The following is a 16,767-nucleotide window of genomic DNA, read 5'->3' on the forward strand; positions in this document are numbered from 1 at the left end:
TCAGTCGTCGTCCGGGGCCGGCGGGTCGGCCGAGAACCGGTCGCCGTCGAAGTAGAGGGTCAGCGGGTCGCCGTCGGCCGGGCCGAACCGTCGAACCCGGTCGTCCGGGCCGAGCACCTGGACCGGCCGCTCGACGTCCCGTACGACCAGTGCGGCGAGAGTGACCACGTAGGAGGGGGCTGTGGGGCGGCTCAGCAGCAGGGCGAGGCGGGCCGCGTCGTCCAGTCCGGCCTGCTCGACGGTCAGCGTGCCGTTCAGGAGGATGGCCACGGCGCGCGCCTCCTCGCCGAGGGCTCCGATCCGGGTCAGCTCCTCGGTCGACACCGTCGAGTCCGGGGCCGGGAGTTCCGCGCCGTCGGGCACGCCGTGCGCCGCGACGTCGGCCTGGGCCCAGGTGAGCAGTGCGGCGTGGGGGTCGGGTTCCCGGGCCCACGCGGGGACGGGGTCGGACTCGGAGTCGGACTCCTGCGCCGGTTCGGTGTCGCGGGCCGGTGCCGGGCGGGGAGTGCGATAGGGCCACGCTGCGGGAGCGGCGGCCAGGGAACCTGTCGGCAGGGGCACCGTGCCGTCGCCCGCCGCCGCCCGCCGGGTCTCCAGCAGGGCGACCTCGTCGCTTAGACCCTGCTGCGCTCTGCGCTGTCCGGCCGCCTGCCTGGCCTGCTCGGCGAGGGTGTCGGCGATCCTCTGCCCGAGGTCGTCCACCGTCTCCTGGGCGGCGTCCCGCGCGGCGACCGTCTGGTCGTGGTGCGCGGTGGCCGCGGTGAGCGCCGCCTCGGCGTCACGCTCCGCCTCGGCCGCCGCCGAGGCCGTGTTCCGGGCGCGGGCCAGGGCTTCGGCGGCGTCGCGGGCCGCACCGCGGGCCAGGGCGAGCCGTCGCGTGAGGTCGTCGGCGGCATGCTGGGCGGTCTCGGCGGCGCGTTCGGCCGCCTCGGCCGCCACCCGCGCCCGGTGCAGTGCCGTACGCGCCCGGTTCCGGGCCGACTCACGCCGGGCGAGGGACCCGGCCGAGGGGCCACCGCTCGTACCGGGACCTGAACTCCCGCCCGGCGCGCCCGAATCGGTGGCCTGCCGTACGGCCTCCTCCGCGTCCCGCAGGTCGGCCTCAGCGGCCCGGACCGCTTGGCGGGACTCCTCGGCGGCCAGGTCCGCGGTCCTCGTGCGCTCGTTCTGGTTCCGGAGGGCCGTGGTCAACTCCGTCACGGCGAGGCGTCGTTCCTCGTCGGTGAACTCGGCGGCCTCGACCGCCCGGTCGGCGGCGGCACGCGCGGTGTCCGCCCTGCCGACCGCCGCGTGCGCGTCGGCCATCTCCCGTTCGGCCAGGGTCACCGGCGGCAGGGTGTCGTCCAGCACATCCCGGGCGGCCGCCAGTTGTTCCTGGAGCTGGACCTCGCGCGTGTGCGCCGTGTCCTCCGCCCGCCCGGCCTCCTCCAGTGCGCGCGTCCATCGCCGTACGGCCGTCCAGTCGTCGTGGGCCGCACCGTCCTGGTCCGCGTCGCCCGGCGTCGCCTTCGGGTCCCCGTCCGCCCCGAACCGCCGGAACCGCACGCCCTCGCCGTCGCGGAGGGCGAGTTCGACGGGGCGGCCCAGAAGGAGAGCGGTGCCCGAGGCCGCGTAAATGGCGCGGGCCGTCTGAGCCGGGCTGCCGTCGACGGCGAGCCAGAGCTGCACCATGTCCTCGTCGGCTGCGCGCGGGTACGCCTCGATGCCGCGCGCCAGCAGGGTCGGCAGGTCCCGCAGCGGCACGGTGCGCCAGTCGCGGAGCACCTCGGGGGCCCGGTCGCCCGGTGCCTGCGCGTCGGCGGCCTCACCGGTCAGGGAGGCCCGGTCGCTCCGTGCCTGTCCGTCGGCGGCCTCACGGGTCAGGGAGGCACCGTCGTACACCCCGGGATCGGTGCGGCCGTCGGTGACGCCGAGGCCGAGGAGGTCGCGTTCCAGGGGGCGCATCCGCACGGTGCCGGACACGTGGCGGACGCCGTTCGGGCCGTGCACGGTGAGCAGCGCGTCGGCGAGGATCTCGTGGCTGCGGGTGCCGCGCGAGCCCGCCGGGGCACTGGTGTTGCCGTGTTTGAGCCACTCGCGGCGGGTGCCGGCGACACCGGCACCCGATCCCGGGTCCTGCGGCTGGCGGGCCAGTACCGGCAGCGTGAAGCCGGCCAGGTGCCGATTGGCGGCGTCGGCGCTGAAGCCGCCCTGTGCCGAGAGGCTCCCGGTGAGGCCCGCGTGCGAGGCGGAGCCCGCGCTGACCGTGCTGATCCGCACCCGGTCCACCGTCACGTCGCCGGTGTCGGTCACCCGGCGCGGCCGGTACAGCTCCAGGGTGAGCCGGGGCGGGGTGCCCGGCGGACCCTGGAACGGGTAGGCGCCCGGCATCCTGGTGGTGAGACCCGCGGGGCCGCGCGGGTGGTCCAGCGAGATCGCGCCGGCCTGGACGAGTTCGCCGATCCGTACGGCGGTGGCGTCCGCGGAGTCGGAGGCGGCCAGCGAGCGCCAGGAGCGGGTCAGGGCCGGGGCCACCTCGGTGAGCGCGGCGGCGAGTTCGGTGCCCGCGTCGAAGCCGAAGACCGGTGCGGGGCCGCCCGGTGTGAACCGGCGTCCGGTCACCGTCGGCCGCACCTCCGCCCGGCCCACCGTCACCCGCGGTTCGGGGGTGGCGGGTTCGGCGGTCTCGCTGCCGGTGAAACGCAGCGCGGCGGCGGCGTGGACGGTGGCCGTCCTCGTCTGCCGGCCGAAGAACAGGTGCTTGATCCGGGCGACGAGCGAGGCGTCCGCGTCGGTCAGGCTCAGCACGCCGTGCTGGAACAGGCTGCCCGGCAGGTCCACCAGCCAGTCCGCGGTCGGGCTGGAGAGCACGGTGGCGATGATCAGGTACGGGACGTTCTCGAAGTCGGCGGCGTTGTCGGTGCGCAGCCAGTAGCGGTCCTCGGCGGCCTGGGTGACCCGAGCCGAGTTGCCGCGCACCGTGTCGGCACTGAGCAGCGCGCCCGCCCGGTCGGTGCGGGGGCCGCCGGTCGGCCTCGGGATGCGGGCCTGGAGCTGGACGAAGCCCGAGTGCCGGACGCCGCGGGCGGTCCGGTCGGTCACCGAGGACGGGGTGTGGCCGTGGTACTGCTCGATGCCGGAGCCGGTCGCCGCCTGGTGTCCGCGCAGCAGTCGCAGCGTGTGCTCGTCGGCGTCCGGCCGGGTGGTCAGGGTGACCTCGACGAGGCGGGCGCCGCCGTAGCCGACGTGCCGGAAGCTGAAGCGCTGCACGCGGCCGGGGCCGCGGCCGGCCAGGGTGCGCAGGCCCGCCGTGGAGGTGAGGTCCGCGATCCGGGTGGCCACGCCGGGGAGGTACGACGCGTGCCCGGGGCGGGTGGTGCCGGGTGCCTCGTACTCGACGAGGGCGAGGAGTTCCTGGCCCAGTGCGTCGCGGCGCCGCACGGATCGGGTGCCGTCGGTGAACTGGTCCATCGCCTGGACACTGCCGAGGCCCACTTCGCCGGAGGCGGCGAACCGGCGCGGCGGCGCCACGGACCCCGGCAGCGGCGCGGGCACGGTGAGGCCGGCCACCGGTCCGAACCAGGCCGCGTAGCGCCGGATCTGTGCCGGGGTGGCCAGGAACCGTACGGCGTCCGGCAGTTCGACGGCGACCGTCACGGCACGGCCCTCGCCCTGCCCGATCGCGTTGCCGACGGCGTTGCGGCGGCCTCGGCGGAACGTCACCAACAGGAGCGCGTCGGCCGCGATGCGGTGCTGGGCGCCGCTCTCGGTGGCGGTGCGGTTGACCGCCGTGGAGGAGGCGAGGGCCCGGCCCTGGTCGCGCCGGGCGGTACGGCTGTAGCGGGCCGCGGGGTTGAGGCTCGGCTGCCGGGGCGCGGTACCCGTCGTGGCGCCGCCCTGTTGCTGTTCCGGGTCGTCCGCGCGGGTGTGCAGCGTGCTGCCGTCGTCGATGCCGCCGGCGTCGCCGTCGTTGCCCGCGGCCTGGTCGGCGCCCGGGGTCTGGGCCGACGAACTGTTGCGGACCGCGGTGAAGCCGCCCGCCCACTGCGTGCCGTGGGACACCCCGCGCTGCTGCCCGGCGCCGTCGCCCGCGCCGAGCCCGGTCTCGAAGTACTGCGAGACGTCCCCCGCCGCACGCGGTGAGCGCAGCGCGCCCCGGATCTCCACGGAGAGCACCTCGTCGGCGGCGAGCCCGGGCAGCGTGAGTCCTTCGACCACATAGGCGCCCTTGAACACCTGGTGGGCGCGGGCCAGCAGGGCCGCGGGGCTGCGGGCGGCGGACAGCAGCTCGGCGGCCACCGTGGTCGGGTCGGTCGCGGCGGCGCCGGCCAGCGAACCGATGACGGCCCGCCCGGCGCGTGCCACCGGAGCCGCGATGTGATCCGCGACCGTGTCCGCGACCCTGTCCAGGACCCCCTCCAGCAGGCCGCGGGCCGGGTGTCCCTCGTACGTGTTGGTGAGCACCGCGTGGAACGCCTCGTCCAGCACGGCGGACGCGCGGAACACCTCCACCATCGCGTCGTCCGGCAGCGGCACCGAATCCGGCAGCGGGGTGCCGGTCGCGTCGGTCAGGTCCAGCAGGGCGTGGTGGGCGGCGGTGGCGGCCCGCACCGGGTGTGCCGGGGGCACCGCCGGGACGGGTGTGGCGGCGGGCAGCGTACGGTGCGTCGGCACCGACAGCCTGATCGTCCCCGGCACCCGGTCCGGTGGCGGAGGCTGCGGTGCGGCCGACGGGGCGCCGTGCGGGACGTAGGGCTGCGCCGGCGTCTCGTGCGCGAACCGCACCCTCGGCTCGTCCCCCGGACCCTCGTACAGATCGAGCGCCAGCTCGGCCGGCACCTCGAACACCTCGCTGCGCTGTCCGTCCCCGCTGCCGATGAAGAACTGATCGTGCCCGACGGACAGTTGGACGTTGTTGTCGTGCTGCACCTGGTGGGATCGCACAAGGTCGCCGGTGCCGCCGAGAGTCCACGCGCCGCCCCGTACCGGCACCCCGAACGAGCCTCCGGCGCCGTACGACGCCCCGTACTGCGACCCGTTCTGGTCGCCCGCGGCCGTCGTCAGCGACGCCAGACCCATGCCCTGCACATCGGGCAGCACCCGGGTGTGCGTGCTGGCGCCGGGGCCGCGCACCGCGCTGAGCACCAGGCGCACCCGGCGGGCGCCGCCCACCGTCGGGATCTCCAGGAAGAGCGAATGGCCGCCGTCCACCATGGCGTCCGTCGCGGCCCGCTGCCCGATCTGCGACCGGGTCTGCTCGAACCGGCGCAGATTGTTCAACTGGGCCTGCACCAGTGCCTCGTCGGGCAGCACCCGACTGCGCACGGTGGTGTCGCCGGGCAGGAAGCCCTCGCGACGCAGCCAGTTCTCGGCGTTCAGGAAGAGGGGTTCGGCGCCGTCCACGTGCAGCGGCGTCGCCGTGGTACCGATCGACCGCAGATGCTCCAACTCCGCGGGCAGCCGGCGCAGTTCCGCCGGCGTCGGGACGTGTCCTCGGGCGTCCTCGGCGGTCAGCAGCCGCAGGTGCATCCCGCGCCTGCGTTCCTCGGGCGCGAAGGGCTCCTGTCCGCCGCCCGGCAGATGCAGCACCAGCCTGTGCCGCACCGTGGCCGGGGCCAGCAGATGGCTGCGGTTGGTGCGCACCGCGTGCATCAGTGCCGCACTGCCGCTCTGCGTCAGCGCGCTGTTCGTCCCCGCCTGGGCCGAGACCCGTCCCAGCACTCCACCGCCGACCCGCCGTGAAGCGTCCGGATGCCCCTCGCTGTGGTCGCCGGTGAGCGCCGGGCCGGCGCTCCCGGACAGGGAGACGCCACTGCTGAACCTGGACTGTGCCTCGATCTTCACCACCTGCATGAGATGGCTCTCCAGATTGATCTTCCCGGGGACGGTCCGCCGCAGCGGCGCCCCCACCTCCACGTCGGTCCGCAACTGGAGCATGCCGACCGCGCGCCCCGAGGTGTCGAGCAGCACCGGCGAGTAGACGCCCCCGTCCCGCTGCATCGGAAGAGTGCCTCGCAGCATCGGCTCCGAGAGGAACGTCTCCAGCTCCGCCAGGGAGTCCGCGTCCAGCGCCGCCAGCCGCACCCTGTAGTGCTGCAACGCCTCCGCGAGCAGCAGGCCCGGGTCCGCCACCGTGTCGACACCCCACACCGGAAGGGCGTCCAGGTGCGCCGCCGCGGGCAACTCCCCCTCCTCGTCCCGCGCCAGATGCTGCGGGAACCAGAAGGTGACCGGCCCGTGCGCCTGCCACGCCCCCCAGGTGACGGGCGGGGCCAGCGGCGGGGTGTCGATCCGTACGTCCCACTCGGCGGTGAAGTCGTACGGCTCCGAGGGCTCGTTGCTGCGCTGTGCCGTCGTGGACTGCACCGCTGTCGTCACCGACGCGCTCGACGAGAGCTGGTTGAGGGTCAGCGCGAGTGTCAGCGCCACGTCGACACCACGCACCGGGATCGCCCTGCTCACCGGAAAGAGCCCGGTCCACGGCAGCAGCAGGGTACGGACGTTGCCGGACACCTCCGAGGACACCGACTCCTGGCTGCCGATGCCACGCCGCTCCACCCGCACGTCACGCTCGGCGCCCTCGGCCTGCCCGTACCGGGCGGCCGCCACCGGGTGCGAGAGCCGCATCCGCAGGTCGACCGTCCGGTCCCGGCCGTCCACCCGCAGCGTGATCCGGTATCCCAGACTGCCGCGCAGATACGGCAGGTTGATCACCAGCTGCTCGGCGCTCGCCACCGTCCGCAGCTGCTCCCGCACCGGGTGCGTGTCCGGCAGCCCGAGCGCCGTCATGACCTGCCGGTGCAGCCCGTCGACGACCGCGGCCGCCAGCGGTTCGAGGAACACCAGCCCCACGTTGCCGTCCTGCTGGGCCCCGTACGCGAGGACGTACGTCGAGGAGGGCGCCTGAGCCGGTGCGCTCGAGGTGGGCCAGGTGGGGGCGGACTGGGCGGGGACGGGAGTGGTGTCGGGGTCGAGGGCGGGGGTGGTCGTGTCCTGGCCCGTGTGGTCGTGAAGTCGGGGGCCCGCATCGGTGACGCTCTCGATGATGCGGAGGTAGCGGTTCGGGATGTGGATGGGCGCGTGGGTGTCGGCCATGAGACCGCTGGTACGGACCGTGGTGCTGTGCGGGTGGTTGCGCAACAGGAAGTCGTTGTCACGCTGCTCGTCCGGCAGACCCAGGTAGTGCAGGACCTCGTGCAGCAGATCCGCATCGGAATGGTGCGCATCCAGGTGGAGCTGGTCGGCGCGGGCCGGATCCGCCGTGCTCGTGAGGGTGATCGCCTCGGGATGCGCGGGGTCGTCGATCAGGTTCACGGTGATGTGCAGCTGATCACCCGAACCGGGCAGCGCCAGACCGGAGTTGAGGTGCGTGTCCAGCAACCCGGAGATACGGTCGCCGAGCTGCCGGATGAGCGACGGATCCGTCGTGGCGACCGGGAGGTTGAGCGTGTAGTCGCGGACCCACCGGCCGCCCGGCGCCTGGATCCGCCGGATGTGCGCGCGCACCAGCGTCGTCGCACCACTGAGCGTCCCCGGACGCGGCGGACCGGACTGATCCGCGTGCGGATCGAAACGCTCCGTGGCATGAACCGCCGCACGAGCATGAGCACGCAATCCGTACCAGGCATCCTTCGGCACGGGATCGGCCACCCGCGACGCCGGACGCTCATCAACACCGCCGCGGGCGGGCGCGGGACGGTAACGACCCGACGGCAGAACACTCCCGGACTCCCCCGGACCCCGGGGCGCCGACGACGGCGTGATCACCGCCGGAGTACTCAGAGGACCGGCGTCGCTCGCGCTGTAGTGGTTTCGGCCCGTGTAGTGGACCTCCAGCGCGGGGGTGTTGGTGGTCGGGCCGTAGGGCAGGACGATGCCCCGGGGTCCGCCGGTCGCGGTGGTGCCGGCGAGCGCGGGGGCCACCGGCTGGAAGACGTGGATCGGGACGCCGAGGGTGTCGGCGAGCAGCGGCAGGAAGGTGTCGCCGATCCGGTTCGCCCACTCGTTCGACCAATTGCGCACCACGCGTTCGAGTTCGGTCGCCTCGGGCGCGGTGAGTGCGGCCGTGCTCTGGTGGTAGCCGGCGATCAGCAGCGCCCGGCGCTCGTCCAGGGTCATGGTGGCGGGTGTCGGGAGCGCGTTCACCGCACGCAGATAGGCGAACATCCGCCGGTTGCTCGGCGGGCTGCCGGCCGGCCCGGGCGGCGCGCCCGGCGCCGAGACGGCCTGGAGGTAGCGGGTCTGGAGGTCAACGGGGTCCAGGTCCTCGGCACGGGTCACGCCCTGGATGCCGTACCGGGCCAGTTCGCTGTCGACCACGGCACTGGGCATGCCCTGCACCACCGTCCCGAACCTGCGGACGAGGACGCCGCGGAGCTGGCCGAGCACCTGGGGCGGGAGCGGCCGGCTGCCGTCGCGTGCCGCCGCCAGCCGGGTCAGCACCAGGTTCTGCAACCCCCGTCGCGCGGCCCGCAGATGACCGGTTCCCTGGTCCGCGGTGGCCGGGTTCTGCGCCAGAGTGGCGAGGGTCCGGCGTACGAGGTGAGGCTGCCGGAGCCAGCCGTCGGTGCCCGCGTCCAGGGCCGGGGCGCCCTGCCCCAGTCGGGTGCGGACCAGTTCCGGGGCGCTGCCGATGACGGCGTACAGGAGGCAGAAGCCGTCGCCGGGGGTCGGGACGGCGCTTCCGGTGGGGGTGACGTACGGGGACGGCGGGACGGCGGGGGGCGGGGCCGTGGCTGTCGTGGTCGTGCCGGGCGGCGGGGCGAGCGGTGCCTTGCCCTTGTCCACGGCCGTGCTCTTGCCCGTGCTCTTGGTACCGGCCGGCTTCTTGCCCTTGTCGTTCTTGCCGCTGCTCGTGCCGGGCGTGGCGGGCCCGGTCTTCTTGGGCGGCTGCTTCTTCGGTGGCTGCTTCTTCGGTGGCTGCTTCGGGGTCGTCGTGGACGTGGTCGGGGTCGTCCCCGTGGTCGCCGTGGTCGGGGCCGTGGTGGTGGCGGGGGCCGGGGTGTGGGTCTGGCCGCCGGCCGGGAGCGGGGTGGCTCGGCCGTCGGGGTCGGGCCAGCGGGGCGGGGTGGTGGCGAAGGTGGTTCGCAGTGCCTGTTCGGGGGGCGGGGCGCTGTCCCGGACGGCGGCGGACAGGCCCGGCAGCGCGGTCGTGGCCGACAACTGGTCTGCGGCGGCCTGCAGTTGCGCGGTGACCGTGGTGGCGAGCTGCCCGTTGCGGCGGGTGACCTTGGCCACGGCCCGGGTCGCGCGGCGGCCGGCGCGGGTTTCGCGGAACGTGGCCACCCGGAGGTTCTCGGCCCGGCGGGTCACGGCCCGCGCGTCCCGCCGCGCCTGCTCCACGGCCTCCTCGTGGTTCTCTTCCTCCTCCCTGACGCGGTCCGGTCCGAGCCTGACGATGCGCTGCGCCTCCTTCAGCCTGGCCCGGTCGGTGGCGAGTCGGTCGGTGGCCTGCTGGATCGCGTCCTCGGCGGCGGTGATCGCGGGGACCATGGCCTGCACCCGGGGATCGTCCGCGACATCGGCGGCGGGGCGGTTGGAGCGCCGGGTGCCGGGGGTCGACGGGGCCGGTGCGGGTGCCGGAGCGGTGGTCGACTGCCCGCCCTGCGCGGCCTGTTGGGCGGCGGCGCGTTCGGCGCGCACGGTGTCCTCGGCCCGGGTCAGCCGGGCCAGTGCCGTGCGGAGGTCGCGTTGGCCCTGGGTCTCGTCCCGCTCGTGCCGTGCGATCTCCGCGGGCAGGGTGGTGACGGTCCGTCGGGCGTTCGCGAGGTCCCGCTTCATCCGCGCGACCTTGGCCTCGGCGGCGCGTGCGGCCTGGGCGGAGGCGGTGGACGTGGCGATCGCCCGGGTGTGGGCGGTGCCCGCGACCGTGACCGCGTGCCTCGCCCGCTGGTGGGCGGCCGTGGCGTCCGTGTGCGCCCTGTTGGCGTGCTGGAGGGAGAAGGTGAGCCGGTTCAGCCGCTGCGGGGTGTCGGTGAGCGTGTCCGTGGCGGAGTGCAGGAGTTCGGCCTGGGTGTGGAAGGCGGTCCACGCGGTGGTGAGGTCGCGGTCGGCGGTGACGAGGGCGCCCTCGGGGGTGAACTCCCAGCGGCGGACGCCCTGTGGGTCGCGGGTCATCAGTTCCAGCGGCCGGTTGCCGAGTACGGCCGCGCGGGAGGCGGCGTAGAGGGCCTGGCCGAGGCGGATGCCCTGCGGGTCGGCGCCGAGGGCCACCCAGAACTGGGCCCCGTGACTGCCCGCGGGGATCGCGGAGTTGAGGCGTTCGGGCAGGGTGTGCGGGGCTGCGGTGGCCCAGTCGGGGACCAGCGCGGGCAGGTCGTGCACGTCCGTCGGGGACTCGGCCGGGGTGATGAGCCCGTGGCCGAGGAGGTCGCGTTCCTCGACGCGGAGGGTGACGGTGCCGGTGACGTGGCGGGTGCCCTCCGGTCCTTCCACGAGCAGGTGGGCGTCGGTGTCGATGGCGTAACTGCGGGTGCCACGCGTCCCGTCGGCGGGCGCCGAGGTGCTGCCCGACTTGAGCCAGTCGCGGCGGCTGCCGGTGGTCGTGCCGCCGAAACCGGAGGGCTGGGTCTGCCGTTGGGCGAGCGGCACACCGAGCCCGCCGATCTGGTGGTTCTCGTCGTCGCCGCTGAGGAGTTCCGTGAACCCGGTCGCGAGGGAGTGGTCGGCGCCGGCGGCGGTGCTCACCGTGTCGGTGGTGTTGTGGAGCTGGTCGAGGGTGACGTCGTCGGCGTGGGTGGAGCGGCGCGGGTTGTAGAGCGTCACCGCGATCGACGGGGACCGGCCCGGTGCTCCCTCGAAGGGTGCGGTGCCGGGCATCCTGCGGGTGAGGTCGGCGGCCAGCCGGGGGCGGTCGAGGGTGACCCGCCCGGCCTGGATGAGCTGGCCGAGCCGGACCGCCTGCCCCTCCACCGAGACGGAGGTGATCTGCGCGTGCCAGCCGCGGCCGCCGCGCGGGGCCACCTCGTTCAGCGCCGTCTCCAGATGCGCCCACCCGTCGAAGGCGAACGCCGGAGTCGGCCCCACCGGGTGGAACATCTGCGCGTCGGCGAGATACGGGACGGGCGGCGGACCGGGCAGCACGGTGTTGCGCGGGTCGGCGCCGGAGACGACGGACGGGGCCGTCACCGTGGCCGCCGCCACGGGGGCGCTGGTCTCGGTGCCGGTGAACCTCAGGGCCAGCCGCACCTCGACGGTACGGGTGCGGGCATTGTCCGTGGCCAGCATCGCGTTCATCCACCGGCGTACGTCGCCGCCCGCTTCGGCCCAGGCGATGACGCCGTCCTGGACGAGGCCGCCGACCACATTGGGCGGCCAGTCCGCGACCAGCGCGGAGCGGACGGACAGGACGTAGTCGTACCGGAGACCGTCGAAGTCGGCACCGTTGTCGGTGCGCAGCCAGAACCGGTTGTCGGCGGTGGTCGCCCGCCGGACGGACCTGCTGGTGGCCGACTGCGGGGTGAACACGGGCGCCGCGCGGTCCGTCCTCGTGGGGTCGGGGCCCTGGTTCGGGCGGAGATAGCGGGTGGTCAGTGTGACCGGGAGCTGCCGCTGCCGTACCGAGGCCCGGGTGGTGGTGCGGCCGGCGGCGGTGTGCGACTGCCACTGTTCCAGGCCCGAGCCGGGGGTCGAGGTACCCCGGACATGGTTCAGGTTCTGGGTCTGCCGGGGCACCGCCTTGAGGGAGACCTCGACCAGCCGCTCGCCGCCGAAGCCGTGGTGGCGGAAGTGGAAGCGGGTGGTGGGGGCCTGGCCCGGAGTGAGGTTCGGGCCGCGTCCGGGCAGCGAGCGCAGTCCGGCGGTCGAGGTGAGCTGCGCGATCCGGCTGTGCACACCGGGCTGGTAGCCGGAGTGCCCCGGGGTGAACACTCCGGGTGCCTCTCTCTCCACCAGATCCATCAGTTCGCGTCGGACCTGGCCGCGTCGCTCCCTCGGATTGACCGGCACCAGCGGGATCGCACCGGTGGCGGGCACGGGAGCGGCGACGGGGGTGTCGTACTCGATGACCGAGAGAACACCGCCGAGGCCCAGTTCCCGGGTGCGGACGTACGAGGCCGGCAGCGGTGCCGTGGCCGGGACGGGTGTCGGGACGAGCCCCGCCACCGCGCCCATCCACCGTGCGTCGCGGGTGAGTTGGCCTTGTGTCAGAAGGAACTGGAGGCCGTCCGGGACGTCGACCGCGAAGGTGACGGGGTCGATCGTGCCGCTCTCGCGGACACCGCCCAGCAGGGTACGGGAGCCGGCGCGGACCGTGACGAGATAGGTGACGTCGGCGACCACCCGGTGCAGGGTGCCGCTCTCGGTGGGGGTTCGGTTGACGCCCGTGCTCGCGGCGAGCGTGTCGGCGGTGTCGGTGCGGGACACCTGGCCGAGCCGTGCCGACGGGTTGAACAGGCCCTTGTACGGCTTGCCGCTGCTCTGGCTGGTGGAGATCGAGCCGTCCGACTCAGGACCGGTGTCGCCCTGCCCGGCCGCGTTCTCCGGGCCCGGGGGGCGCGTGGGCGGGTTCTGGGTGAGCACCCCGCTGCCGCCGAACTGGTGTGACTTTCCGAGGGACTTGAGCTGTTGGGCGCTGTCGGTGGCGGAGACGCCCGTCTCCAGGTACTGCGCGGTGGTGTCCAGCAGCCGGGGGCGGTGCGCGACGGCCTGGATCTCCAGGGAGTACTGGCCGTCCGCGATCGTCCCCGGCAGGCTCAGGCCCTCCACGACATAGGAGTTCTTGAAGATCTGGTGGCCGTTCGCGACGAGGCTGCCCGGGGTGATCGCCGCGTGCCGGGTCTCGGCGGCACGCGTCCTGCTGTCCGTCAGCCCGTGCCCGGCGAGCGGCGAGACACCGTCGCGCGCGGGGGCCGCGCCGGTGGCCGGTGGGGCGGGCGGCACGCCGGGGGCGGTGACCGGGAGGATCGGGCCGGTGGCGGTGGCGGTGGCGGGCGGCGCGGGCTGCGCGTCGCGGCGGATCTGCGCGGCCGCCCGCCGGAACGCCGACTCGATGGCCGCGGCGCCACGCACGGTGTCGATCAGGGCGTCGTCGGGTACCCGCACCAGCTCCGGGCGCGGGACGCCGTGGGCGTCGGTCGCGTCGAGCCGGGCCCGGTCGGTCGCGTCGGGCAGGCGCGGCGCCCCGTCGGCACGTGCGGGGGGCGACGCGGCGGGCGCCGTCGGCGCGTGGGTACGGCCGGCCGGCACCGCCAGCCGCAGCGAACCGGTGACCGTCGGCAGCACGACAGCAGGTGGCGGCGCGGCAACGGGCGGCACACCGGGGGCCGTTGGCGCGACGATCGGGGCCGGGACGGGAGCGAGCGCCTGGTTGACGTTCTGTCCGAACCGCTCGGTGGGCCGGTCGTCCTCCCCCGCGTACAGGTCGAGGGCCAACCGCACCGGCACCTCGAACTCGTGGCTGTCCTGGCCGGTGGCGATGAAGAACTGGTCGTGCCCGGTGGCGCCGCCCACGGTGTCGCCGTGGGTGACCTGGTGGCCGTACTGGTAGTCGGCCCCGAACCCGATGGACCCCCAGGCGCCCAGCGGCCCGCTGACACTGCCCATCGGTCCGAGCGCACCGCCGTACGACTCACCGCGCTGCTCGGAGTCGCTGCCCGCCGACTGGGCCAGGCCCATGACCTGGATGCCCGGCAGGACCCGCAGGTGGCTGCTGGGAGTCGCGGTGTCGCGGACGGCGGTGAGGAGCAGCCGGACCCGGCGGACGCCGGTGCCGGTGCTGTTCGGCACCTCGAAGTGCAGGGCGTGTCCGCCGTCGACCATGGCGTCGGTGGCGGCGCGCAGCCCGGTGCGGGAGCGGGCCTCGCGCAGCCGCCGCAGGTTGTTGAGCTGGGCATGCAGCCGGATCTGGTGCTCGGGCTCCATGTTCTGCGCCGCCCGCCTCAGGCGCGGGACGATGCCGGTGGGCCCGGGGGCGGCGGGCGGCAGGAAGCCCTCGCGGCGCAGCCACGCCTCGGCCTCCGTGAACAGGGCGTCCGTTCCGGTGACGTCGAGCGGGGCCGTGCTCAGCCCGATGGCGTCCAGTCGCTCCAACGCGTCCGGGAGTTCCCGCAGTTCGGCCGCGGAGGGCTGATGGCCGACGGCGTCCGTCCGGCTCAGGACCCGCAGGTCCATGCCGTGTGCCAGGGTCAGCGGCGGCGCCGGTGTCTCGGTGCCGTCCGGCCGGATCAGCGTGACCCGGTAGGTGACGCCGGAGGGGGTGAGCAGATGGCTCTGGTTGGTGCGGATGGCGTGCATCGTGCCGGCGGAACTGCTCGCGCTGTACGTGTTGGTGACGGTCGCCTGGGTCTGCCCGCGCAGGCCGAGACTGCCGCCGACGGTGCCGGCGGCGTCCGGGTGTCCCTGCGCGTGGTCGCCGGTGAGGGCGGCGGCACCACTGCCGCTGATCCCGATCCCGCTCGTGTACTTCGAGGAGAGGTCGACCTTCGCGGTGTTGACCAGGTGGCTTTCGAGGTTGATCTTGCCCGGGATGCTCTGCCGCTGCAGGGTGCCGACCGTGGGCACGGTGACCAGGTGCAGCATGCCGACCGCGTTGCCGGAGGCGTCGGTGAGGACGGGCGAGTAGATACCTCCGTCGATCTGCATGGGCAGCGTGCCCCGCAGCACCTGCTCGGAGAGGAAGTCCGAGACCTGCCCGGCGGCGACGGTGTCGAGGTCGGCGTGGAACGTCTGGTGGACGTGTTCGTACAGCGCCCTGGGGTCGATCACGGAGTCGACGCCGTAGAGCGGGAGATCGGCCGGCCGTGCCGGTGCGGGCAGCGAGTTCGGCGCCGGGTCGGCGGTCGTGAGGTGGCGCGGGAACCAGATGGTGGTGGGACCGTGCGCCTGCGACGTGCCCCACCCGTCCGGCACGGGCGCCGTGGCCGCCGGAGCCGCCGGGGTGACGGCGGGGGCGTCGACGCGCACCCGCCATCGGGTCGTGAACTCCACCGGATCCGAGGGCTCGTTGGAGCGCTGGGCGGAGGTGGTCTGGACGGCCTGGGTGACGGTGGTGGCGTCGCTCGCCTGGTTGTGGGTGACGGCCACGGTCAGCGATCCGTCCACCGCCCGCACCGCGGTCGGCGCCGCGATCGGCCAGGAACCGGTCCACGGCACCTGGAACGTACGGTAAGTGCCGGACGGCTGGCTGGAGAAGTTCTCCCGGGTACCGAACCCGCGCCGCTCGACGTGCTTGTCCGGGTCACGCCGGTCGAAACGCCCCTGCCGCAGCGAGGCCCGCGCCTCGGAAAGAGTCAGCTGTACGTCGACGGTGTGATCCCGTCCGTCGACCCGGACGGTGATGCGGTGACCGCCGTTGGAACGCAGATACGGCAGGTGGAGCGCGAGGTTCTCGCGGCTCAGCGCGTCCCGCACCTGCTCGCGCACCGACTCGGGCGGGTCGTCGGGATCCAGACCGAGCGCCTCGTAGACCTGGCCGTGCAGCCCGTCCATCACCTCGTCGGAGAACGGCTCCGCGTACACCAGGCCGACCGTGCCGTCCGGGAGCGCGCCGTACGAGTTCACGTAGCTCGACGGGAGTTGGGCCGGTGGCTGGGGTTGAGCGGTCGGTGCGTTCGAGGTGGGCCAGGTGGGGGCGGACTGGGCAGGGATGGGAGTCGTGTCGGGGTCGAGGGCGGGGGTGGTCGTGTCCTGGCCCGTGTGGTCGTGAAGGCGCGGGCCGGCGTTGGTGACGTTCTCGATGATGCGGAGGTAGCGGTTCGGGATGTGGATGGGCGCGTGGGTGTCGGCCATGAGGCCGGTGGTACGGACCGTGGTGCTGTGCGGGTGGTTGCGCAGCAGGAAGTCGTTGTCACGCTGCTCGTCCGGCAGACCGAGGTAGTGCAGGACCTCGTGCAGCAGATCCGCGTCGGAATGGTGCGCGTCCAGGTGGAGCTGGTCGGCGCGGGCCGGGTCCGCAGTGCTGGTGAGGGTGATCGCCTCGGGATGGGCGGGGTCGTCGATCAGGTTCACGGTGATGTGCAGCTGATCGCCTGAACCGGGCAGCGCCAGACCGGAGTTGAGGTGCGTGTCCAGCAACCCGGAGATACGGTCGCCGAGCTGCCGGATGAGCGACGGATCCGTCGTGGCGACCGGGAGGTTGAGCGTGTAGTCGCGGACCCACCGGTCGCCCGGCGCCTGGATACGACGGATGTGGGTGCGCACCAGCGTCGTCGCACCACTGAGCGTCCCCGGACGCGGCGGACCGGACTGATCCGCGTGCGGATCGAAACGCTCCGTGGCATGAACCGCCGCACGAGCATGGCGACGCAACCCATACCAGGAATCCTTCGGCACAGGATCGGCCACCCGCGACGCCGGACGCTCATCAACACCGCTACGCGCAGGCGCCGGACGACGACGACCCGACGGCAGACGGCTGTCGACGTCCCCCGGACCCCGAGGAGCCGACGACGGCGTCATCGCCACCGCAGCGGTCAAGGGACCGGCGTCGGTGGCGCTGTAGTGGTTCAGGCCCGTGTAGTGGACCTCCAGGACCCGGGCGGCGGTGGGTGAGCCGACTCGGGTCACCGTGCCGAGGCCGGTCGTCGCGTTCGGCCGGAGTACCTCCACGGCCACGTCCAGCGTGTCCGCGAGCAGCGGGAGGAACAGCTCGCCCTGGTTGCTCTCCCACGAGCGCGACCAGTTCTGGACGGCGTCGAGCGCGTGGGCCAGCTCCGCGTCGGTGAACTGCGCGGCACTCCCGGTGTATCCGTGCCCGAGCACCCTGCGCAGCTGTGCGTCGGAGAGCTGGTCCAGCGTGGGCAGCCGGCCGGTGTCGCGCAGGTACCCGAACATGTGCAGGACGCCGGGGTC

At 74.2% G+C, this 16,767-nt stretch carries 1 protein-coding gene (only partly in view); it reads right to left on the reverse strand.

Annotated elements, in window-relative coordinates:
• A protein-coding gene (locus ABZ848_RS26450; protein WP_360835815.1) for a hypothetical protein crosses the window boundary here: on the reverse strand, positions 1 to 16,767 show its 3' portion. The gene runs 10,437 nt beyond the window's last position; only the last 16,767 of its 27,204 coding nucleotides appear in the window; its start codon lies off the right edge, out of view; the stop codon is at positions 1 to 3.

It is taken from the genome of Streptomyces sp. NPDC047081, assembly GCF_040643775.1.
Lineage (GTDB): Bacteria > Actinomycetota > Actinomycetes > Streptomycetales > Streptomycetaceae > Streptomyces.